The sequence below is a fragment of the Candidatus Kuenenia stuttgartiensis genome (assembly GCF_900232105.1).
Taxonomy (GTDB): domain Bacteria; phylum Planctomycetota; class Brocadiia; order Brocadiales; family Brocadiaceae; genus Kuenenia; species Kuenenia stuttgartiensis_A.
The window spans coordinates 1,864,929-1,888,400 of sequence record NZ_LT934425.1; the positions used below are offsets into that span (position 1 = coordinate 1,864,929).

Sequence of the window (23,472 nt, forward strand, 5' to 3'; positions counted from 1 at the left end):
CAACTTGGGATAGTTTAGAGGAATGGGCTAAACTATTACCCAGACAAAAGACTCCTGCCGGATAAATCATTAGCACTATTCAAATTTACCGATACACAAAGCCTTTAAAGGCCTACCGTCTGTTTTATGCCTTATTCGCCGATACAACCGCCTTTCCCTTTTGCTTTTGTGAGGTATGTCTTACTTTTGGCGCAGATTGCCCTCTAAGCAACAACGGAGAAGCTATAAAAATAGAAGAATACGTGCCCACTATAATACCCGTTAACATAACAAAGGCAAATCCATGAATTTCCGCTCCGCCAAGGAAGAACAAGGAGAACAATACACCAATAGTAGTAGCGCTTGTCAATATCGTACGGCTTAACGTCTGGCTAATACTTTCATTGATGAGTTGTGCGTTTAATATCTTGCCGCGTCCCTCCATGTTCTCTCTGATTCTGTCAAAAACAATTATCGTATCATTCAGCGAATATCCCACTACAGCAAGAAACGCCGCAACCATTGAACTGTCGAATTTCATATTGCCGAATAAATAGTCCGCTACAGCCACAACTCCCAACGTTATAAGAATATCATGAATAACCGCAATAATTGCTGCAGAACCAAATCTGAAATCCCCAAAACGAAACCATACGTAAAATATAGTCGCTGCGCACGCAAAGAAGACCCCTAATATAGCGCGGCTTTTCATCTCATCTGCCACCGTTGAGCCAATGCTTACAACTCTCTTTAGTGGATTGGGAACAATAAACGCCTTTTGAATCGCTTCCTTTGCTGCTCCAACATTTTGTTGTTCGTTAAAGGATAACGCAACCGTTTGATATTCCTTGTCCATTGCCAGATTTTCAGTCAATAAGCCTGTATAACCCGCAGAATCCAATGTCTTTTCTATCGTTTCCTTGCGAAGGGGTTTCGACAATGTCATGTTGAAGAGGTAATCGCCAATTTCCTGAAAAGCCACATCGATCTTTTCTTCGTACAGGTTGTCTTTGAATTTGTTTATAATATCCTCTTTGATTTTTTCCTGTATCTTTTCCGCGCTCAATGGATTCAGGTGAATTGCAAATGTTTGCGCTGGCGCGTCCAGGGTATAAACACTTTTAATCATGTTTTTCACCGCCCTGATTTTGCTTATCATGCTGACAAAATCTGATTTGCTTATTTTGTCTTTCAATTCCACCTTTACAGCAGATGTATCCCCATCAAAATAAATCCCAGGCAAAGAAATTTTATCGTTAAAGGATTGCTTTATATTTTGCAAAGCCGTTCTTGATCCTTCAATTCTTAGCTTGTTAACAGTACCTTTTTTTTCACTCCCGGGCTGTTCGGTCACTTTGACATTATTAAAACCCTGCCTGTTTAATTCAATTTCTAACAATACAGGGGCTATTCGTCTGTTTAAATCAACCTCTATAAAAGGTACTGACATTTGTGCCTGCAATGTTTCAACCACCTCACCCAGAGTTATCTTCGCCTCCTGGAATACAAGATGGTCTTTAAGTCCATTTACCATTGCACCTATCAAGCGTGACCTCTCTGGCTCCTCATCAATTCCGGCAATATTTAATAAATATTTATTGGCAAGGAGGTTAACAGGCATTATGGACGCCACATCTTCCTCGCTATATCCAGCCTGTTTCAGATTTTTTTGCACTGCTAATTCATCTATTGGCCTTTGCAATTTTAAATTAAATATTGTCGGCTTTATAAAATCGATACCCTGTAATAATTCCGTCTGGCCAAATACATTGCTTATATCCGTAGCAATTTTTTGCTTTTCCTTTTCTTCGTTTATCTCTTTAATTCTTATGCCAAACTCATCTGCTTTTGAAACAAACTGAGTCAGGTTTTCGCCTGACCATATGCTCTGCACCTCTGCTTCCCCATAACCTGCATCTTTTAATGATGTTCTGATAAAACCAGGTGTTGTTTCGTTTTTCAGGTGTAAATGCACGAGCGTTCCGCCGGTAAAATCTATATCATACTTTTTGTCTCCGCGAATGACAAAAAAGGTCATGCCGCCAAGAACACAGACCCCGGAAACGATAAATAAAATATGCCGTATGCTAAGGAACCTGATGTCTGGAACACCAATTAGCCTCAACATCGAAAAACTCTTTACCCATTTTAAATCCATTAACAATTCATATATTGTTCTCGTAACAAATATTGCGGTAAACAAGTTTATAATCAAACCAATGATCAATATCCATGCAAAGCCTTTTACCGGGCCTGTGCCGACTGAGGCAAGTATTACGCCGGTAATTAACGTCGTAATATTAGAATCGAAAATTGCGGAAAACGCCTTTTGGTATCCTGCTTTCACCGCAGCGCGAATAGGTTTTCCCTTTGCCCTTTCTTCTCGGATTCTTTCGTAAATAAGCACATTCGCATCTACGCCCATACCTATCATGAGCACTAACCCTGCTATTCCGGGAAGCGTTAATGTTGCGTTCAGCAATGCCATTATCCCAATGATCAAAAACACATTCAATGCGTTCGCAAAATTTGCAACCCAACCTATGCCCAGATAGTAAATACCTATAAAGAGGACAACAAAGATTCCCCCGATAATACCAGCCGTCAGGCCTTTATTGATAGAATCCCTTCCCAGACTTGGGCCAACCATGGTCTCCATTTCCAGCTCCAGGTCTGCCGGAAGACTTCCCGCCCTCATTGTCGCAATAAGTTCATTGACTTCGTTCTGTGTAAAACTCCCCTCAATAATGCCCTTTCCCGGTATGCGGTCACGTATTGTTGGGGCGGAATATAAAATTCCATCCAAAATAATCGCCAGCGGCTTGCCGATGTTTCTCTCCGTAATTTGCCCGAATTTCGATTTTCCTGCAGCGTCAAATTCAAAACCGACTACAGGCTCTATCCCCTTTGTATCCGCATAAATTCTGGATAAATGTTCTCCGGTGATTTCTGTTGTATTTCTCACGAGGAACCACTTTCCTTCCTCTCCCTCTTCACCTTTTCGTTTCCGCAGCCAGTGTTTGTAATATCCGGGAACGCTTTTCCCTTCCATTGCGTCTTTATATTCAACGCTATCAGTGCTTGCGGCCAGGCGGAACTCCAGTTTCCCCAGCTTGGTTATGCGGTTTTTCAGGCTTTCCGTTTCACTCCTTGTTGCCCCCGGTACCTGAATAAGGATTCTCCTATGACCCTGCTCCTGTATCCTGTATTCCATCACACCCTGCGGATCTATCCTCTTTTTTAATACCTCAATAATTTCTTTTGTAATGCCAGGGCGGTCTTCTCTTTCATCTACCCGGACCGTATAAAGCAACTCCGAACCGCCTTTAAGGTCCAATCCAAGTTTAATCTTTCCCTTTGTAAAATATTCAACGGTTTTGGTGGTTATCTTTTTGCCATCTGTACCAATTTCCTCGCCGATGATCGTTTCACGGATAATAGGATTCGTTACCAAAAAATGTGTCCATGCTTTCTCAACTATTTTGCTTTCAATGACTTTGCCATCTGCTTCTTTTACCATCTCTCTCTTTAAGACCTTTTCCGCTGGTGGGTACAAGATCATAAATCCAATAGCAATCACTATCACAATGAGAGGTATCTTCCACCTTAAGTTTTTTCCCATTTCCGTTTCCGTCTCCTCAAACGGCTCCCTTTCCGTTATTCATGAAAAATTTGTCAAATCAACACAAAAGAGCAAAGTATCTACTTCTTTTCCTTGCCCTCTTTTCCTTTGCTCTCTTTTTCCTTACTTTCTGACGTCATCGCCTCCGCTTCTGTTTCTTCTTCAACATCACTATCATGCGAGGTTTCCAATACCGTGGCAATTGAACTCCTGTCCACCTTAACTTTAACGTCTTTTGACTCATCTATGCGAATAACCACCTCAGTTTCCCGCACAGAGGTAACAACCCCGTGAATACCTCCCGCGGTAATGACCCTGTCACTCTTTCTTATCCGGGACAATAATGCTTTACGCTCCTTTTCTTTTCTCTTTTGAGGCCGGAGTATTAAAAAATACATTACCACAAACATAAGTATAAATGGAAGCAATAAAGACATCATCCCGCCGGGCCCTTTTCCAGCCGCTTGTAATAGAACAAGCATAATATTCCTCCTTACTACTAAAAAAATTAAACGAACCTTTCCCCGTCAACTTCACCATATGCGACCAATGCCGCCAACACAATATTGCTGAAAAAAATCTTTCAATTATTTTTGTACGCTGAAAAAAACTGTTCCTTAAAGCTTCGGAACTCTCCCCTTTCAATAGAGTCCCTTATCTGTTGCATTAACCGTTGAAAATAAAAAATATTATGCAATGAGAGCAACGTTAGCCCCAATGTTTCTTTTGCGACAAAGAGGTGTCTCAAATACGCCCTTGAAAAATTTTTACACGTATAACAATCACACATTTCATCCAACGGCCCTGTATCTTCTTTGTATCGGCTATTGAGTATTTTCACCTTTCCCAAATGAGTAAAAGCACAGCCGTTTCTACCGTTGCGAGTCGGAATAACGCAGTCAAACATATCAACCCCCCGTTCTACCGCGTGAAGAATATCTTCAGGGAAGCCAACGCCCATTAAATATCTTGGCTTTCCCGGAGGCAAATACTCAACTGTATAATCCATGACCTCGTTCATCAATAAGCTTCCCTCGCCAACGCTTAATCCGCCTATGGCATAGCCCTGAAAATTCATTTTTTCAAGATGTTTTGCGCATTCAATGCGAAGTTCCTCGAAAACGCTTCCCTGAACTATGCCAAAAAGCGCCTGGTCTTCATTATTATGGGAATCCAAACACCGCGCAGCCCAATTAAGCGTTCTCTCAACTGCAACACTTGCCATGTCTTTTTCACAGGGATACGGAACGCATTCATCAAATGCCATAATAATATTTGCCCCGATGTCATTCTGTATTTTTATCACCTTCTCAGGGGTAAGTAACAATTTTGAACCATCAATAGGAGATTGAAATTCCACACCATTGTTTGATATTTTTGTCAATTTGCTTAACGAAAAAACCTGGAATCCCCCACTATCCGTTATAATAGCGCCCTTCCATCCCATAAACCGGTGAAGTCCGCCAAGTTGTTTAATAATTTCAGCGCCTGGCCGCAGACATAAATGATACGCGTTACATAAAATTATTTCCGCTCCTGTTTCTTTGATCTGCAGCGGGGTTAGCGTTTTAACCGTACCTTGCGTTCCAACCGGCATAAAAACCGGGGTAGGGATAATCTGACCGGCCAAATGTAATTCGCCACGCCTTGCTTTTGTTTGTTTATCTGTTGCCAAAACCTTGAAAAACAATTATTTCCCCCAAAAGAATGGGTGATTAATATATTCGCCTTAACTCACTTTTTGGATAATAATGTCCCAAAATCTCTCTCCAGTTAAACCCTTTTTTCGCCATGCCCTGTACGCCATACTGGCAAAGCCCGACGCCATGCCCCCAGCCTTTGCCGGAAAAGGTAATATTCTTGCCATTATTCCTGGCGGTAAATGCGGTGCTATATAAATTATTTGGCCCTACCAGCAGCCTGAATCTGTTTGCATTCATCAGTTCCTTCCCTTTTGCAGCAATAATTTCAACCTCAGAACCATGCTCCCCAGGGCCATGATTTACCGTTTTAACAGAAACGATATTTGAAACGTTAACCTTCGCTTTTTGTAATTTCTGTAGTATTGAGGATTTCTCAATATTAACGCTCCATGTGTAATATTTGGAATTTTCGCAGTACCCGCATTTTACCCCAGACAGCGGAGGAAGCTTTTCTTTGCCAAATACCAAATTGACGTCCTCGGTATGTCCGCCGCAGGTGCTGTGAAAATAGGCAGAAAATATCTCTCCGTGATATGCCATAACAATGCCCGCCGTATCCTGTACAATTTTTACGCTTTTCGCAGTTTCTCCAAGCATGCCCCTGTATGCAAGCTCAGACTTATCCAGGTGGAACGGTTCGTTTTTTTTGGCCTTCCTTCTGTTTTCCACATAAGTTCTTATGGCGACTGCCTGGGAACGTAAAGCGTCTTCTTCCCATGAATTCGGCATTTCGCACCCAAGTACGCCTACCACAAAATTCTCAATATTAATTTCTTCGATAACCGAAAATTCTTTGTCTGTTTGCGGTAATATCCGTATTTCGCCGCGATAGGGGATTGAATCCAATACAATACCGCTACCCCCTAAATCTTTGATCCGTAACTCGCTATTGTAATGCCTCTTGCCGCCTAGGTTAATCCAGCCATTTTCGATAAAAACATTCGCTTTATCCAACTTCACACCTTCATCTACCACATTGGACAAACCCCCCAAAATCTGATATCGCCCATCAACCGACAATTCAGCTTTTTTAACCCTATCCAGAAGGAGTATCCTGACGTTGAGAGCACTTTCATCACGGGAAGCATAGTCCCGCCCCCCTTCTTCTATTTTTGTAATATCCCTCTTGCATGACAGATGAGTGACTGCAACAAGAAACGGCACAATGAACATTATTGCTATATAGAATGTTTTGTGCATGATTTTATACCAAAAAAATGGCAACAATTTAGTTTTTGAAAAACCACGGTAAGGGGGAACATGTCATCTTGAACAATGGCATATTTCGCCACCGCTTTTTGCCGGCAACCCCCCGGAAGTATCTTCATTCTCCTTGTACTGAAGGCTATTTCCCTTATATAATTCCCGGGTCGTATCTTTGTATCTTTCATATTCACTGAAGACACAACCACAATAGCCCTGCCGGTAAATCATGTTTTTTCGTGCAATTTCATTGCTATGCTCAGATAAATAACGATAATCACGATACAAAAAAGGTATCTCTTTTTCTTTTGATAGCCTTTCGGAAATTTCTTTTAATTGTACATGGTCCTGGTACCTGCTGAATAACATTGTAGAGGTGAAGGCGTCATACGTATGTTTTTTTGCATACGATGCGGCACAATCAAGCCTCATGGCATAGCAATCTGCGCAACGGTTGCCTCCCTCATAATTCACATTTTTCAAAAAATCTCTTAATCCATATTCTTCGTTAAAAATAATTTTTACTGGATTTTTTTCCTGAAAAACCCGCAATGCTTTTATTCTACGGCGAAACTCAAGCAATGGATGTATATTCGGATTATAAAAAAACCCGGTAACGGCAAAACCTTCTTTTTTCAATTCATTGAGTGGCGCACATAAACAACATGCGCAACAGATATGTAATAATAGCTGCATATTTGTTTGAAAATTCCTTTGCTATTGAAATATCTTTTTTTGCGCCGGCATTTGTTTGTGAACACCGAGATGCTCGTATGTTTGTTTTGTGGCAATTCTCCCCCGCGGCGTTTTTTCCAAATAACCTCTTTGGATAAGGAAGGATTCATACACTTCTTCTATAGTATCTTCTTGTTCATTTACCGATACTGCTATCGTTTTTAATCCGATAGGGCCTCCTCCGCTTTTTACTACCGTCTGCAAAATCTTGCGGTCCATTTCGCATAAACCATTTTCGTCTACGCCCAACATCTCCAGCCCCCTGAGTGCTATTTTCTCGTCTATCACATCCTTCCCGTCTTCTCCTAACACCTGGGCCACATCCCGAATTCTCCTTAAAAACCTGTTTGCAATCCTCGGGGTGCCACGCGACCGCTTTGCTATTGCTTCTGCACCCTTTACCTCAATTGGTATCGCAAGCTTACGCGCAGAATTACACACAATTTTATACAGATCTTCCCATGGATAAAATTCCAGTTTCTCAAGTACCCCAAACCGTGACCGTAACGGTGCAGTAAGCAACCCCTCACGGGTAGTGGCTCCAATAAGTGTAAACCTTTGCAGGTTTATTTTTACCGACCTCGCTTTTTGCCCCTGGTCAATAATTATATCGATGGAGAAATCTTCCATTGCAGAATACAAATATTCTTCTACATTAGTATTTAATCGATGAATCTCATCAATGAAAAGAATTTCACCTTGCTGTAAATTGGTTAAAATGCCCGCAAGGTCTGCCGGTTTATCCAATATGGGACCGGAAGTCGTCCTTATAGCGGTATTTGTTTCACTCGCAATGATTTGGGATAACGTCGTTTTCCCCAAACCAGGCGGGCCGGAAAACAAGACGTGATCAATTGGTTCACCCCTTTTTTTTGCCGCTTTTATATAGATATGCAGGTTTTCTTTTATACGATCTTGTCCTATGAAATCATTAAATCTTTTCGGCCTAAGCGTAAGATCAAGATTACTATCTTCAATTGCCGCGGAAGAAGACAATACCCCTTCATTTAACATGCCCGATTCCTTACTTAGTAAATTAAGAACCATTACAGCACTCTATTATGTTTTAAACTTCAAGGCTTCCCGCACAAGAACTTCTATATTGTCCACCAAATTCAATTTTTTTACGGCCTCTTTTACTGCGTTTTCCGCCACAGGCCTGCCATATCCTAAAGAAATTAACGCCATAATTGCATCGTCGGCAAATGCCCTTTGTCTGCCATCCATTTCTATATCTATGGATGCTTTTGCCCCTTTAACGCTTTCCTTTAGTTCCAACACAATTCGTTCCGCTGTTTTTTTTCCCACTCCTTTGATTCGCATTAATGCCTTTGTGTCTTCTCTGGCTATTGCACACTTAATATCGTTTGCCGTACTGCCGGATAGTATGGCAATTGCCATAGTTGGCCCAACACCATTTACCGATAGCAATAGCTGGAATAAGCCCCTTTCTTCATCTGAGGCAAATCCAAACAGTTTTATGCCATCTTCTCTCAAAAACAACTGAGTATGAATTGTAACTTCGCCACGGCTGGGAATTTTTTCAAAAGTAGAGATTGGAATGTGTAATAAATAACCAACGCCTGCAACTTCCAAGACCAACTTGGTGGGAGATTTGCTAATCACTTGCCCCCGGATGTAATCTAACATAAGAATACCTTCCGCAACACACTGCTATATAACATCCAGCGCCATTCCTGCCATTTTCTTTGAGGCCTTTCCGCAAACACGCCTCCTGCCACTTTATACCGCCAACATTTATATCTGTCTGAAAGGGGTTTCTATTTTGTTGATTTCCAAGAAAAACTTACTTGTGGAACACGAAAAAATGCTGACCTTCAGATTGCAATCTGCCTAAACCGACCATGGCAAAGCAAACTGCCAAATCAACCTTTTGCCCTCTTCAGGGAACCAGTCTTTTTGCCAGTGGATTTCTCGATATTGTGCCCATCATAGGATTGTCCCAATTGTAATCCTTTTTGTATCAATATTGCCTTTATTTCGTTAAGAGAGGTTTCCCCAAAATTTTTAAATGTCAACAAATCTGGTTCTGAAATTCTTGTCAGATCTCTTAAGGTATGAATATTCATTTTTTCAAGGCAATTTCTGCTCCGAACGGAAAGTTCGAAGTCGGAAATGGGAATATTTAACACGTCACCTTCATGTCCCTGTTTTTTCGACGCCTCCTCATCAAAAACCATTTCCGAAGAAGCCTTTGCACTCTTCAGGCAAAATGAGGCCCTTTCGTGCATAGGCTCTACATCCAAAACGGCTTCATAACAAAAAATTGCGTCATCATATTTTCCATTGTCTTCGTATAATATCCCTAAATTCATGTATGCATTTTTATGGGCAGGACGGAGGTTGGTGCATCGTTCATAATATTCAATCGCAAGGTCGTCTTCCCCGGCGATATCGTAATTAAATGCCATTTGAAAAAGAGATTTCGTATGATTTGGTTCGATCTGAAGCGCCTTGTCGTAATGCACGAAAGCCTCTTCGTACATCCCCAAGGACTCCAGGCAATGTCCCCATTGATAATGCAGTTCAGCGTTGTCGTTGTGTGACTGTGAAAAATTCTTTATTACCTTTAATGCCTCATTGCTGTCGCCCGCCATTCTTTTTGTCTCGGCAATATCCATGCAGATATCAAATTCTTCATCATCTGATTTTTTCGCCCGTTCAAAACACTCTAACGCATTTTTATAATCACCCAATTCCTGATAACATTTCCCCAGGTAATACGAGCCTATTTTCCTTGTCTTTACTTCATTCAATAAGCCCATAGCTTCTTTCGTTTCTCCAATGATCCACAAACATATTCCCAGCAACAGCTTTTTGTCTTTCAGTTTAGCGTTATCAGTTTCCTTCCTTATTCCTTCCCTTAATGACTCTATTTTTTTATCAAAGATCTTCCTGTTTTCTAAAAAGCCTAAAACTTTTTGTTTTATCTCAGCAACAGTCTCTCTTGAAATTGTTTCAGCGTCAAGGAGTTTGTTGATATCTAACTCAGATACCGTATCTGCCATATTACCGAATCTCCATCTGTTTTACTAAAATGCAATTACTTAAAAGACGTTCTTTTAAGGTATTTAAGGGATTGAGTTTAACAAACTTAAACTTTAAATTCAACTAAATTTTCCGCCTGAAACGTTACAACATATATATAAATAATTACTTATGATTTTAAGGGAAAATGAACTTTTAAACACTCCTAAATTATAAGATTAGTTCCTAAAAAAATTTCATTTAGAATTTTTTCATTTCCCCATGGCTTTGAAAAAATGATATAAGTGGAAAACATCCGGCGGGACAAAGTTTCAGTAGCAAAGGTAAAAAGAGGTTGAAACCACAGATTTCCAGGCTTGTTTCGTTTTTGTATAATAAGCTTCCATGCAACACTTTTTTTGTTTTTTATCATTTGAAAATGCAATAATCCTATGGAATTTATCACAACTAACTTCGAAAATCTTATTTATATCTATGAACATATTTTCTGGCTTAAAGAGTGCCTTACCCTATTGCAATCGGCACTTGTTTTTCTCCTTGTATTATGGATTTTGCGAAGAAAGCAAAAAATAGAATTTCTCCTCTATCTTTCCGCTTGCATTGGCATTGCATGTGTGTATTTTGGCGACAATGAATACTGGAGTGATAATGACATTCTCAAATTTATCGCCCCGGCTTCATTATATTTTTTTTATAATACAACTGGGAAAGAGAGAAATGCCATCCTCTTTGCGTTTCTTACGCCCTATTCTATAATCTCTTACGAGTTTTACCGCGGTTTGGAATTCGCAATAGCATCCATACTTTCACATTCCCTGGTTATTTTCAGCATTATTATTGCGAAAAACACCTACTATCTCTCTCTGTTTATTAGCGTAGTGGTAGGCCTTCTCTTTAATTATATCGGGGCTACTACCTCGCCCGGCACAAACGATCTTTTTATAAATCCTGTACTGCTCACATTAGCCACCATTTGGCTTGAAATATATAAAAAAAATCCTCTTTACACAAATTTTCTGAAAATCTTTTGGATTACGCTTATTTGTTTTGCTTATTTCGGTAGCTGGCTTTTTTGCGTTACTCAGCCATTTATCGCCTCATTCTTTCAACCAAATCATCCTTAACAAGGATAAGCCGGATCCAAATAAGCATAAAACAGGAAGAAAAGAGACAGAGAAGGTTGGCATTGCAGCCTTTTTCGAAAAACCACACATGCCTACCCCTGCCGACAAGCCCCGCTTCTCGCGAAAAAAGTTGATCATTTTATACGTCTCTAAAACCATAAATGCACAAACAAAGTATCCTTGCAAAATGAAATGCTTGTTTCTCGTCCGAAATAAAACATAGCGCAAGGTAGATATTATAAATAACCCATACCTGTTAAGAGCTTAAAATCAGATCCCTGCAATAGTATAATTTGTCACATAAGCTATGCATTGAATAGTGGTTATATCATTCAGCAGAATGCTTTAGCAAAATGCCTGCGTGAGACTCCTTGCACTATAGGCTTGTGCTGTATATCAAAATTTTAGCATAGACGTCCATGGACAACACTGTGCAAGTTCAACTAAGACAAACATAATTTGCCCCTGCCGCACAGCATAAAAAGCACATTTTGTAAATATCCTGAGTATGATTAAGTATATATGACATATTCATGTGTATAAAAGGTGTATTGTTTTGGGAGCGCAATTTGCTTGACTTGTGACTACTTCTTTTTAAAAGAAGTGGTGTGACAAGAAGGTACTATCGTATAAAAATATTCTTAAGATTTACAATTAAGGAGGTAAATGAGTGTGTCGAAATTAAACGGTGCTCAAGAGCCCGTTCCGAATGCCGGCTTTTCCGGAATGGGACAAAATTTTAAAAAAGACTTTAATGCGGGATTTCTGGTTTTTTTAATTGCACTTCCGTTGTGTCTGGGGATTTCTCTTGCCTGTGGTTATCCGGCAATAGCAGGCATATTCACTGCGGTTGTAGGCGCAGTCGTTACAACGTTTATTAGTAATTCACAGTTAACAATAAAAGGGCCGGCCGCGGGGTTAATTGTTATTGCAATTGGTGCAGTTACCGATTTCGGGTATACCGGGGGAAGAGACATCGCCGCAGATATTCAAGCCTACAGAATGGCGCTGGGGGTAGGTGTCGCCGCCGGCTGCTTACAGATTATATTTGGTCTTCTCCGGGTAGGCTCACTTGGGGATTTTTTCCCCTTATGTGCTGTACATGGCATGTTAGCCGCTATTGGCATTATTGTCATTCTCAAACAATTTCCCATAGTATTAGGCGGTACTGCGGCAGGTGAACCTTTTGAATTAATGGCAGAGATACCCAGGGTTATCATTGATATGAATCCTTACATTGCGGCAATAGGCATCGGCAGTTTAATTATCATGTTTGGTATCCCAAAGATAAAGCATAAGTATAAAATACTGCAAAAGATTCCTCCTCCAATGTTTGTGCTATTTTTTGCAATACCGCTTTGTTTATCTCTTGGAGTGCCAAATGAAGGCATTTATGTCTTTGAAGGATATGAATATAACCTCGGAAAAGAATTCATGGTAAATATTCCAGGCAATATGTTCAAGGCAATCGCCTTCCCGGATTTTTCTTCATTAAAATACATTGCAGGATGGAAATGGGTAATAATGTTTGCACTGATAGGAAGCATCGAATCCCTTCTTAGCGCAAAGGCGATAGATATTCTTGATCCATGGAAAAGGAAAACAAACCTTGACAGGGATTTGTTTGCTGTTGGAATAGGAAACACACTGTGTGCATTTATCGGCGGACTGCCTATGATATCTGAAATTGTGCGTAGTAAGGCAAATATAGACAATGGTGCGCGCACACGTTTTGCAAACATGTACCACGGTCTATTGTTGCTGCTTTTTGTCGCGCTTGTGCCTTTTTTACTTTGCAAAATACCCCTGGCGGCGCTAGCCGCAATGCTTGTATACACAGGGTTTCAGTTAACCGCGCCAAAGGAATTTGTTCATACTTACAAAATTGGCGTGGAGCAGTTGGTCATATTTGTCACTACATTAGTAGCAGTATTGGCAACGGACCTGGTCATCGGAATCGCCATAGGCATAGGAGCAAAATTTTTCGTACATATCATAAACGGCGTACCCCTTCGGTCATTATTCAGGCCGTATCTGGATGTTAAGATAAAGGACGATAAGACGGTAGTAATTTTCGCAAGCGATTCGGCTGTTTTCAGCAACTGGATTCCGTTCAGAAAACAGGTAGAATACTTCCTTAAAGAAGATAAAAATGTAATATTGAACATGTCAAAAACAAAGCTTATTGATCATAGTGTTATGGGAAAGCTAAACGAGTTCGAGCATGAATTCGAGCGTAAAAATCTTACCCTGGAAGTAGTTGGTTTAGAGGCACATCAAAAGCTGTCGGGACATAAACTTTCTGCCATGAAACATAACAGGGAATTGATCGTAAGAAAACATGTAAGCATTGTTGCTGAAACGGGAGCCCAGGCGTTGGTAAGGAAAGGCTTTATGAACCTTGATATTGCCAGGTTTGCAAGCATAGAACCGGTCAAAAAGCTGACGGACACACCAAATGCAGCATATTCTTTAGTGCGTATTGAAGCACTGCTGCAAAATGAAAAAGCCGATGAGCTTTTTGAGTATTTACGTGAGGAAATATTACCAAAGCACCCCGATACAATTGTCAGCATCGAAGATGTCGAAATGGTGTTGCCTTATGAAAGAAATCCGCAAAAATAGGATAAATGTGATTGCCAAAAATTACCGTGGCACTTTTTGTGTCACGGTAATTTTCTTCTCTGAGTCACCTGAAAACAAATAGGGTGAAAATCGTTGCCGGCAGGCATGTTTTCCAGGGATTAATTGAAATTTGAAGAGGACGACGGAAGGATATTTATAACAGGGCTTTTTTTCTGATAAACCGGTGAAATACAATAGAAATAGTGAAGATAACAGTTGCAACAACTACAAGGTACGCTTCCAGCACAACAAAGGGATGCAATACTTCTTTTTCATCCATTTCCACAAGGAGAAACCATTTCACATCCCTTAAACCGTCAAGGGGTGTATATGCGCTGATCACGGGAAGGTTGCGATAATCCTTCACTCGTTGTATATAGGTATTGCCAAGAATGACATCCCGCGAAGATTTTGTGTCTATTTTCATTTTTAAAATAGTATTTTCCCTGAGAAATCTTGACTTTGTTCTCATTAATTTGTCTTCGCCAATAATATAAATCTCTCCTGTTTTTCCTAATCCTTCCGATTGTGACACAATAGCGTCAAGTTTCGAATAGGGTATTTCAACAATAATTACCCCTAAAAATGTAGTGGCATTATCAAAAACAGGGCAGGCGCCAATGCACATGAAGTCTCTCGTTTTCTCGTTAAAGGTTATATCTGAAAAATGAAGGCGTGTTAACCCTTCAGTGAAGACTTCATTGAGTGTCGTTGAAACAAAATGACTGCTTTTTAAATTTTCTCCACGAAACGATTCGCCTTTTACTCCATAGACAACAAATCCCTCTGCATCCACGAGGTATATGTTTTGGAGGCCATGCTGCGTCAAAAAATGCATAAAAAGGTATCCATAATCCCTTTCTGCTTGTTTATAACGGGGATCACCAAAACCGCCTTCCTTAAACGCGGCGGCAAAAACCGGTAAACTCTGCATAATGAGCGGATTTTTGGAGAGGATATTAATGTCACCGTACCGTTCACGGAAAAAGCTCTGTATCTGTGTTTTTTTAATTTCCCGAACGGAAAAGAGGTGGTTCTGAACCTGTTTTCGAAGCCCAGACCCAAGGATTTTAAAGGAGAGCAACCCCATAGCAATCAAAAACGTAATTATCGCTATTATAACAGTTAAAAGTGTTTTATTTACAGAGTTCAAGGTAATTAATGAATGAAAAAAGGTGTATGGGCATGAGTATTCTGTGAAATCTGTAATAACAATAAATTAACGATAGATAAAATTCCAGATTTTTTCAGATATTCCAGGTAAAATACTATGTCGGTCATACGTTTTGACCGTATATCAATGTTACTATTAAACAGTTTTGCAAAATGAATATTTGGGAAATAATACTATTTGCCGTATCAATGGTTATCATGATTGCGGGCATGCTGGGTATTGTGCTTCCAATACTCCCCAGTATCCCGTTAATTTGGTTCGGGGCTTTTTTTTATGCCGTCTTCACGGGTTTCAGCGAAATAACGTGGAAACTGTTGTTGCTATTTGCTCTGTTAACGGTATTTTCCATAGTTATCGAAAACATAGGCAATGTGTACGGCGCCAGGAGATTCGGCGCTACGAAATGGGGGATTGCAGGGTCGATCATGGGCAGCGTTGCAGGGTTTTTCTGGGCAGGGGCAATTGGATTAATTGTAGGGCCTGTTATCGGCACCATTATTTTTGAAATAATTGGCGGGAAAAATTACGCAGGCGCTATGAAATCAGGCCTGGGTAATTTTATCGGTTTTGTTGGCGGAACCCTGATGAAAGGGATTATTGGAACGACAATGATCGTTATTTTTGTATGGAAGGTTTTTGGCTAAGAAAACCACCTCCCCTTGCCAACGTTATTTGCCATCAAAAGCGGCTGACGGTTTTTCTTGTTTTTGCGGCAATATGACCGTAAAGGTACTCCCCTTGCCGACCGTACTTTTCAGTTTAATGGCGCCATTATGAAGGTTTACTATATGTTTGACGATAGAAAGACCTAACCCTGTTCCGCCCATTTCCCTTGAACGTGCCGGGTCTATCCGGTAAAACCTCTCAAAAATACGGGGAATATGCTCGTGTGGTATTCCGATACCCGTATCTGAAACTTCAATTTGTATTGTTTCCTCCGCCGGAGAGATTGAAAGCCTGATGTCCCCGCTCTCGTGCGTATATTTTATTGCATTGTCAAGAAGGTTTGTCAGTAGCTGCCTTAAAAGGTATTCATTTGATTCTACAGTGGGGAGGTTTTGTGAGATGTGCAGGCGAAACGATTGTTTCTTTTCCTCGCAGTGTTCCTTGTAGGTGTGCAATATATCCTCAATACACTCATATATGTTTAATTCATGAAGCTCCATTTTCAATTCGTTCGTTTCCAGCTTTGAGAGTTCCAAAATATCTTTAATCAAATTATCAAGTCTTTGTGTATGTTTCATAATAACTTTCAAACTGTTATACGTATGCCCGCCCCCAGCGGCATAGTTTTCCAACAGCGTTTCCACATATCCCCTGATTGAGGTAAGAGGTGTCCTTAATTCGTGAGAAACATTGGCGACAAACTCCTTCCTGGTGTTTTCCAATTTTCTTAAATCAGTAATGTCGTGGAATACAATGAGAATTCCTATGGTATTATTGTCTTTTTGAAGCAGGGAAAACTGCGTCTGAAGCAGCTTTTTCTTTGGGGAAGCGTATTCTATTTCTGTCGTAAATCCGGTATTGGTTTTCATTGTCTGTTTTACCAGTATTTGCAGCGTTTCATTTCTTATCCTTTCCCACAAATAATCCCTGCCAGGCGTTATCTCTGCTATGCCAAAAAATGTCATTGCCGTATTGTTTATAAGCAAAATCCTTTCCTGTAAATCCACCACTATGATGGCGTCGTTCATATTATTTATGATAGCCGTCAACCTTTTTTCACTATCGGAAATTATTTGTTGTTGCGCCTGCAAACGGTTTCCCATCGTATTAACTGCTTTGGCAAGTTCCTTCGTACCATTCCGGGAAGAAATATCCGCCCTCATCGTAAAATCACCCCGGAGAAAATCCATGGCAATTCCGGTAATTTCTGCTACCGGGGAAAGGATTCGTTCGATAATGATGAATCCTATGGCAGCACTAACAGCAAAAAGAATTAAAAGGCACACGGTAATTTTTTTTGAAACAGCGGAGATCGCGGCGTGAGCGTGTTCAAAAGGGGAAATAACGACAAGGAGTTTTATATCCACATCAGGAATAGCAATAGGTAAAGATATGCGTGATACCCGGTGTAATTTATCGTGAAATATAGTGTTTTCCCCGCCGCTAAGCAGGCGTGCGAGAACGTTATCCTCCGTGAATGTTTCCGGTATATTTTTATTTAAGGAAGTATAGGCAACACTTCCGGCAGCATCCGTGATAACAATGCCGACCTTGAGTAAATTACCGATATCTTCACAGGCAGAAACAATCTTTCCCCTGTCGTTTCCCTGCAGCACGTTTTTCAAAGAATTATATACTGCAGATGATTTTGAAAGAATATTTTCGTCGAGAAGGGTTACATGATGCGATTTCAGTGTTCTGTGAACGTAATAAAAGGCGGAGAAGAAACAAACGGATAACAGTAAAAAAAGGAGGAAACATGCTTTAAAAACCGGCTTGTGTTTCAACATGCTTGCCATTCCATGAATTTGTATCCAATGCCTCGTATCGTTATGATGTGGTTTTTAAACGACTTCAGTTTTTTTCGCAGGGACGCTATATGAACATCAATCGTCCTGTCAATAATAATTGTTTCCACTCCGGCGATTGCATCAATCAATTGGTCCCTGGTAAATACGCGGCCCGGTTTGCCTGCCAATTGACACAATAGTTTGAATTCGGTAAGTGTCAGGGGGATGACATCGTGTCCGATTTTTACTTCATAGTTGTCCATGTTAATTTTCAGATCGCCTATTTCTAACAATTCCTTTTTAAAGGAAGCATTCTTTGTGCGTCTTAGTACGGAATGTACCCGCGCTACGAGTTCCTTCGGGCTGAATGGCTTTGTAACATAATCGTCTGCTCCGAGTTTGAGGCCGCGTGTTATATCGTCTTCTTCTCCCCTGGCGGTCAACATGATTATGGCAGCATCGGACAATGCTTCATCTGACTTTAAACGCTTGCATACTTCCAGACCGTTCATTCCGGGAAGCATAATATCCAGGATGATAAGCGCCGGCCGTTCCGATTTCGACAACTCAAGCGCTGCCTCGCCATCCAAGGCGGTAATCGTTTTGTAACCATCCTTTTCCAGATGGTACATAATAAGGTTTACAATATCCCGTTCATCATCTACGATCAGTATGGTTTCATTCATTTGCGCAAGACTGCTCGTTTTCATTTCGATAATAATAATAGTACACTATTTGTGCAAACGTCTCTAAAGTGGCAGCTCCTTTTCCAAGGGTAGTAAGATATTCTTTAAAGGCGGGTATATTTTTAAAATTTTCTGACACATAATGCGCCACAAATGTTTCTGCGGAAAGAAAGTTTAGTTCAGGCCCCTTATCTTCGGGGCTCTGATAGATTTTAAACGCCACAATATCGGTAATTTTTTTTAAGTCGGTGTCTTTTGCCGTAGAGATAAGATTTTTTACCACCTCAAAGTCAAGGAAATGATTCTCCCTGTAATATTCATAAATTATATCTGCGAACTGATGAACAGACAATATTCCTTTGCTAAGATGTGACAGCCTTTCCCGGAAGGAAGGAATGTCGGGAAAATTTTCTGATATGTATTGGACGATAGCATCAATCGCGGCAATGTAGTTCGCTTTTTCCCCAAGATTTTCCTGGCTCTCATATATTTTGTATGCCACGAGTTCCGTTATTTTTTTGAGCGCAACATCTTTTTTGCCGGAAAGAGCATTTTTAAGCAATTGTTTATCGATGGTCATGTATTTTCCTTTGAGAAAGAAAACGGATAATTTTGTACTTGGACAAGATAAGGATATGTTTTAAAATATTGGAACAAATGTGGCAACAATAAAATTGGCAAAATAAAAGAAAGGGGTACGGTTAATTGCGTAATTTGCCACATTAATACATACCGTACAAAGGTAGTTGGTGTTTTAGAAAACGAAACGGTTGCATAGGGATTGACGCAATGTTTCTTTAACAGAGTACACATAATACAGGGTGGATTGTTCAAATGAAAACAGAATCAAAAAAAAGGGCGCTTTCACCAATAAAACTGCCCAAATATAACTTCACCCTCCGTGCTCCTGAATTTCAGAGGGAGGGGGAAGAGTTTATTGTCTGGTTTTTCGAAGGGATCATTGAAAAGGTACCGGATTATGTTGAGTGTCTTATGTATTTAGGCAATGCTTACACTGAAACGGGCAGGTACGAAAAGGGTCTTCTGATTGACCTGAAACTGTGCCGCCTGCGAAAAGATGACCCGTTTGTGCATTACAATCTGGCATGCAGTTATGCGTTGCTTAAAAATACAGAAGAAGCGTTTATTGCACTGGAAAAGGCAATAGATTTGGGCTACAACGATATTTACTATATTAAAAACGACAAAGACCTTGCGGTTCTCAGAAAAGACCTTCGGTATAAAAACCTGTTAAAAAAAATCTCAAAAAAGGCATAGTTTCAAGAACAGGAAAAGTAGTATCAAAGTAGTTTTTTAGGGTGCATTCCCGATTTTTTGTAAATATTTGCGAATATCTGTCGGTTGACAGATATTGTATTAGAAGCATCTTGCTTGATTAACCCTGACAGGGTTCGGAACCCTGTCAGGGTTGTTTTTTTTATTTTCAAGCTATGAAGGCAGGATTGGTTACCATAAAAATTTATCCGTACCGCATGAGTGGCCCGTTCCTGCTCCTTATTCCCTCTCCCGCCAGGCCTTGTACGCACATTGAATACCTTCCAGCGTAAGGTGCGGTGTTATGGAAGCGATTGACGGTATCTCCCGCGCCAGTATAGGTGCGCTTCCCCCTGTTGCAATGATCGCCGGTGTATCGCGGAGTTCCTTGCAAATGAGTTCAATGTATTGTTTTACCATTCCGATTGCGCCCCAGTAAATTCCTGACCGTATCGCTTCGACGGTGTTTCTGCCTAAAATAGTATCAGGTTTTTTCGTGATGGATACTTCTGGCAGCAGAGCAGTAGCATGGTGTAATGCCTTTGAAGAAATAGCCATGCCGGGAGCAATAATACCGCCGAGAAAGGCGCCGTGATTATTTATAACATCAACGGTAATTGCAGTGCCGGCGTCAATTATTATTGCCGAATCATGGAATCGTTCATATGCGGCAACCGCATTCAGCAATCTGTCGGCGCCAATTTTTTCCGGGTACTCTGCAAAAACAGACAAAGGAACGGGAATATCTTTTCCGATTTTTTGGGGTGACACATGTAACCGGGTTTTTATGCATTCGAAGAGAACCTCTTCTGGTTTTGGGTTTACGGAGGAAATAATCACGGCAGAAACACTGTTTTTGAGAGAACAAGTGGATATTGCTTTTGCGAGGCTATCATGCAGCATATGCGGCTCGCTGCTGCTGAGGGAAAAGGATGAGCGTAAAACATCCCCCTCAAAAACTCCGGCGTGGATGTTCGTATTGCCAATATCAATTGCCAGCCACATGGCGCCGCTCCCGATTAAGCAGTGTCTTTTTGTAATGTTTTGGACAACAAATAAATCAGGCTACTCAAATTTTTTCCAGTTATTGTTGAGACGGGGCAGACAGGGTGGGAAATATTTTCTTCAAGCTTTTTAATGCATGCAGCGCCAGTTTCTTCGTCAAGGAGGTCCATTTTATTCGCAACAACAATTTCGGTTTTTTCCGTGAGTTTTGGATTGTACTGTTTTAATTCATTACGGATGATACGGTATGCCTCTAACGGGTCTTTTTCCGGGAAAACAGAGGCGTCCAGCATGTGTACCAGCACCTTTGTTCTTTCAATATGCCGTAAAAATTCGTCTCCAAGCCCTATGCCTTTATGTGCGCCTTCTATGAGGCCGGGGATATCTGCGACGATAAAGCGCCGGAAGTTTTCTATTTCTACAACACCCAGTTGTGGCTGTAATGTGGTAAAGGGATAATCTGCTATTTTGGGCCTTGCCTTGGAAATACGGGAGAGCAATGTAGATTTTCCCGCGTTTGGCATACCAATAAGACCGGCGTCCGCAAAAAGTTTTAGCTCTAAAATCAGCCATCGTGCCTCGCCGGGCTGCCCATCTTCTGCCTCACGGGGGACGCGGTTCGTTGCGGTGGCAAAATGCTTGTTCCCCCTACCGCCCTTTCCGCCTCTGGCGATGACTATGCTTTCTCCGGCAGTGCTCATGTCCTTCAGGATACGGTCGCTCTCTTTGTCTTTTATTAAGGTGCCTCGCGGCAATAAGAGGACGATATCTTTTCCGTCCTTGCCGTTTTTGTTCGATCCTTTTCCGTGGATGCCATTATCTGCAATGTGTTTGACTCTGGAGGTAATGTCTAAAAGGGTTTCTATCTTTTCGCTTGCCAACAAGATAATATCACCCCCTTTCCCGCCATCGCCTCCGTTTGGGCCGCCATGTGGAACATATTTTTCCCTGCGGAAACTGACGCAGCCGTTTCCCCCATCCCCGCCTTTTACATAAATAACGGCTTCATCTACAAACACAATGCGTAACTCCGAAAAAATACAAGGATAAACAAAAAGGATACGTAATCAAAAAAACGATATCCCGAAAATAAAAGGTAAAATTTATAGTAATGCTATGGGTTTGCCTGGTTAATACTGTAGAGAGGTCTTAAAATCAGGGGTGATTGATGCACCATATCCCGCTCCCCATGTGTTTCACTTTCGCAACAGGCTGAAATAGGAAAACAGTTGTTCTTTTTTGGCAGGGGTAATATGTGTTTCTCCCGTTTCCCCGATAAGTTCGAATTGACCGCCGAATGCATCTGAAATTTTCTCCGCGTTGTATTGGACAACGTTCAGGCCGCTGCACTTCATTGGGCCGCCAACCGCAAAAGCGGCAATAATACAATATCCACCAGGCCTCAACGTTTTTCCTAAAATCTCAACATATTTTTCCCGGTCTCCCGGATCTGTCAGAAAATGAAAAACAGCCCGGTCGTGCCACAGCGAAAATTGCCGGCGAGAAGAAAACTCTGTTATGTCGGTTTCAAACCATTCGACATATTGCGCTTTATTCCCTAATCTGTTCCTGGCGAAATCAAGTGCTTTTGATGAGATATCCAGCGCCGCCAGCCGCGTGTATCCTTTCTCTAAAAGACGGTCTACCAATACAGACGCACCGCCTCCCACGTCGATAACGGGTTCATTTTTTTCCAACTGGCAATTTTCAATCAAGCGCAAGGAAACGGATGGTTCATTTTGATACCAACTAACCTCAAAAGGCGATTTATCCGAATACACCCGTTCCCAGTGATCTTTTCTCTTTGTCATATTAAAGGACATTCAGACATGCTGTAAATCTTTTACGTCACGAATTAACAGGGAAAATGAATTGATATAAACGTGTAATTCCCGCACGATTGCCTTCTACTGTACAGCTAAAATGTAGCGTTTTTTTAGTTTAACTCACTTGACCGTTGTGTTGCAACAGGAATTCTTTGACTGTTCAGTATCGACACATCAACAACCCATCATCGCATTATTCTCTTCTTTGTTTACTTTTAATTCCGGGAAGCCATCTTGGAACCTGCCGGCAATACTCTTCGTATTGCTTGCCAAAACGTCCTTTCAGCTCAGGCTCTTCAAAATAAACAACCAATATATGCGCTATTATACTAATCACAATCGCATAAATAAGTATACCCAGATTAGCAAAGAAGAGAACTTCTCCCCAGATTATCATGAGTTCCGCCAACATAATCGGATTGCGCATAATACGGAAAAACCCATCGGTAACAAGATTTTTCGGCGCATCCAACATGAGAGGAGTCCCCCTGCCTTTATGGCTGAAAACCCAAAGACAGTGTATCCACATAACCATACCGGCACATACAAGAAGCCCTCCGCCCCACATGCCAATTGCCGGAGGAATCGGCGCCTTTACCGTAATTATACGCTGCGCCGCACATGGCAAAACAACCATGAATACTGCAATGAACAAGAAGGCATTCAACAGCGATTTCCCCCACAATATCACCGTATTCTGTGTCTTGCTTTCCCGTACCCTTGGCCGATACAATTTAAATGCCGCCACCGCCGTTCCTTTCACGATTCCCGCCGGTACCATTCCCCTGTGATTTTTCCATGCCGGCAAGCTTCAATGCCAGGATTACCGCGCCTTTTGCCTGCTCTTCCGCAAGCAATACCGGCATTGCCCCATAAGCGCTAACTTGTTTTAGGTGCGCTCGAAGTATTTTGATATCTGTGTTTTTTCGGATTCTTGTATTTTCTGCTAAAGAACAAGCAATGTCATTCCAGCACTTAAGAACTTCCTGTAATGATAACGCTGGTTCTATAGCCCGTTTTACTTGATTAAGCATAAAAGCAAATTCACGC

General features: G+C 41.1%; 21 protein-coding genes. 4 read left to right on the forward strand and 17 right to left on the reverse strand.

Annotated features, from left to right (window positions below; genetic code table 11):
* Nucleotides 1-124: 124 nt before the first annotated feature.
* From secD to KSMBR1_RS08575, 8 genes are all read right to left on the reverse strand, one after another.
* Nucleotides 125-3,601, reverse strand: a complete 3,477-nt coding sequence (gene secD / locus KSMBR1_RS08540) for a protein translocase subunit SecD (RefSeq protein ID WP_099324938.1) — start codon at nt 3,599-3,601, stop codon at nt 125-127.
* 80 nt (nt 3,602-3,681) lie between these two features.
* Nucleotides 3,682-4,083, reverse strand: a complete 402-nt coding sequence (gene yajC / locus KSMBR1_RS08545; protein WP_099324939.1) for a preprotein translocase subunit YajC — start codon at nt 4,081-4,083, stop codon at nt 3,682-3,684.
* A 101-nt stretch (nt 4,084-4,184) separates the two neighbouring features.
* The gene (gene tgt / locus KSMBR1_RS08550) at nt 4,185-5,291 is read right to left on the reverse strand and encodes a tRNA guanosine(34) transglycosylase Tgt (protein WP_099324940.1); all 1,107 of its coding nucleotides are present in this window, start codon (nt 5,289-5,291) and stop codon (nt 4,185-4,187) included.
* Between the two features lie 25 nt (nt 5,292-5,316).
* The gene (locus KSMBR1_RS08555; protein WP_099324941.1) at nt 5,317-6,504 is read right to left on the reverse strand and encodes a SpoIID/LytB domain-containing protein; all 1,188 of its coding nucleotides are present in this window, start codon (nt 6,502-6,504) and stop codon (nt 5,317-5,319) included.
* A 63-nt stretch (nt 6,505-6,567) separates the two neighbouring features.
* Nucleotides 6,568-7,203: an epoxyqueuosine reductase QueH gene (locus KSMBR1_RS08560; RefSeq protein ID WP_099324942.1), complete on the reverse strand. Its 636-nt coding sequence runs from the start codon at nt 7,201-7,203 to the stop codon at nt 6,568-6,570.
* 21 nt (nt 7,204-7,224) lie between these two features.
* Complete coding sequence (ruvB, locus tag KSMBR1_RS08565) at nt 7,225-8,256, reverse strand: Holliday junction branch migration DNA helicase RuvB (protein ID WP_099324943.1); 1,032 nt, start codon at nt 8,254-8,256, stop codon at nt 7,225-7,227.
* A gap of 45 nt (nt 8,257-8,301) precedes the next feature.
* Nucleotides 8,302-8,892, reverse strand: a complete 591-nt coding sequence (gene ruvA / locus KSMBR1_RS08570; RefSeq protein ID WP_099324944.1) for a Holliday junction branch migration protein RuvA — start codon at nt 8,890-8,892, stop codon at nt 8,302-8,304.
* A 236-nt stretch (nt 8,893-9,128) separates the two neighbouring features.
* Nucleotides 9,129-10,271, reverse strand: a complete 1,143-nt coding sequence (locus KSMBR1_RS08575; protein ID WP_099324945.1) for a tetratricopeptide repeat protein — start codon at nt 10,269-10,271, stop codon at nt 9,129-9,131.
* A 411-nt stretch (nt 10,272-10,682) separates the two neighbouring features.
* On the opposite strand from KSMBR1_RS08575, the gene KSMBR1_RS08585 reads away from it, so the two are divergent.
* On the forward strand, nt 10,683-11,375 hold the full coding sequence (locus KSMBR1_RS08585) for a hypothetical protein (protein ID WP_099324947.1): 693 nt from the start codon (nt 10,683-10,685) through the stop codon (nt 11,373-11,375).
* A gap of 726 nt (nt 11,376-12,101) precedes the next feature.
* Nucleotides 12,102-14,000 (forward strand): SulP family inorganic anion transporter, encoded by a 1,899-nt coding sequence (locus KSMBR1_RS08590; RefSeq protein WP_420886562.1) that lies wholly within the window; start codon nt 12,102-12,104, stop codon nt 13,998-14,000.
* 154 nt (nt 14,001-14,154) lie between these two features.
* Here the strand turns inward: KSMBR1_RS08590 and KSMBR1_RS08595 are convergent, their stop codons facing one another.
* Entirely contained in the window at nt 14,155-15,099 is a 945-nt protein-coding gene (locus tag KSMBR1_RS08595) for a cache domain-containing protein (protein ID WP_172953480.1), read from the reverse strand.
* A gap of 227 nt (nt 15,100-15,326) precedes the next feature.
* Here KSMBR1_RS08595 and KSMBR1_RS08600 point away from each other — a divergent pair, with 227 nt between their 5' ends.
* On the forward strand, nt 15,327-15,818 hold the full coding sequence (locus tag KSMBR1_RS08600; protein WP_099324950.1) for a DUF456 domain-containing protein: 492 nt from the start codon (nt 15,327-15,329) through the stop codon (nt 15,816-15,818).
* A 24-nt stretch (nt 15,819-15,842) separates the two neighbouring features.
* Here the strand turns inward: KSMBR1_RS08600 and pnpS are convergent, their stop codons facing one another.
* From pnpS to KSMBR1_RS08615, 3 genes are read right to left on the reverse strand one after another with little or no spacing between them, the layout of a single operon-like run.
* Nucleotides 15,843-17,630 (reverse strand): two-component system histidine kinase PnpS, encoded by a 1,788-nt coding sequence (pnpS, locus tag KSMBR1_RS08605; protein ID WP_164994431.1) that lies wholly within the window; start codon nt 17,628-17,630, stop codon nt 15,843-15,845.
* Nucleotides 17,624-18,316: a response regulator gene (locus tag KSMBR1_RS08610; protein ID WP_099324952.1), complete on the reverse strand. Its 693-nt coding sequence runs from the start codon at nt 18,314-18,316 to the stop codon at nt 17,624-17,626. The genes pnpS and KSMBR1_RS08610 overlap by 7 nt, the downstream gene beginning before the upstream one ends.
* Nucleotides 18,309-18,896, reverse strand: a complete 588-nt coding sequence (locus KSMBR1_RS08615; protein WP_099324953.1) for a hypothetical protein — start codon at nt 18,894-18,896, stop codon at nt 18,309-18,311. Before KSMBR1_RS08615 ends, KSMBR1_RS08610 begins: the two co-directional genes overlap by 8 nt.
* A gap of 254 nt (nt 18,897-19,150) precedes the next feature.
* Between KSMBR1_RS08615 and KSMBR1_RS08620 the strand changes: the two genes are divergently transcribed.
* Complete coding sequence (locus KSMBR1_RS08620; RefSeq protein ID WP_099324954.1) at nt 19,151-19,594, forward strand: TPR end-of-group domain-containing protein; 444 nt, start codon at nt 19,151-19,153, stop codon at nt 19,592-19,594.
* 237 nt (nt 19,595-19,831) lie between these two features.
* On the opposite strand, the gene KSMBR1_RS08625 is transcribed toward KSMBR1_RS08620, so the two are convergent.
* From KSMBR1_RS08625 to KSMBR1_RS08645, 5 genes are all read right to left on the reverse strand, one after another.
* Nucleotides 19,832-20,596 (reverse strand): type III pantothenate kinase, encoded by a 765-nt coding sequence (locus KSMBR1_RS08625; RefSeq protein WP_099324955.1) that lies wholly within the window; start codon nt 20,594-20,596, stop codon nt 19,832-19,834.
* Nucleotides 20,597-20,610: 14 nt separating this feature from the next.
* Complete coding sequence (gene obgE, locus KSMBR1_RS08630) at nt 20,611-21,615, reverse strand: GTPase ObgE (protein WP_099324956.1); 1,005 nt, start codon at nt 21,613-21,615, stop codon at nt 20,611-20,613.
* Between the two features lie 177 nt (nt 21,616-21,792).
* Nucleotides 21,793-22,407, reverse strand: coding sequence for a class I SAM-dependent methyltransferase (locus KSMBR1_RS08635; protein WP_099324957.1), 615 nt, complete (start codon nt 22,405-22,407; stop codon nt 21,793-21,795).
* A gap of 208 nt (nt 22,408-22,615) precedes the next feature.
* On the reverse strand, nt 22,616-23,203 hold the full coding sequence (locus tag KSMBR1_RS08640) for a methyltransferase family protein (protein WP_099324958.1): 588 nt from the start codon (nt 23,201-23,203) through the stop codon (nt 22,616-22,618).
* Nucleotides 23,157-23,456 carry a hypothetical protein gene (locus KSMBR1_RS08645; protein ID WP_157820488.1) on the reverse strand — a complete coding sequence of 100 codons (300 nt, stop codon included), beginning with the start codon at nt 23,454-23,456 and terminating at the stop codon, nt 23,157-23,159. The genes KSMBR1_RS08640 and KSMBR1_RS08645 overlap by 47 nt, the downstream gene beginning before the upstream one ends.
* Between the last annotated feature and the right edge of the window lie 16 nt (nt 23,457-23,472).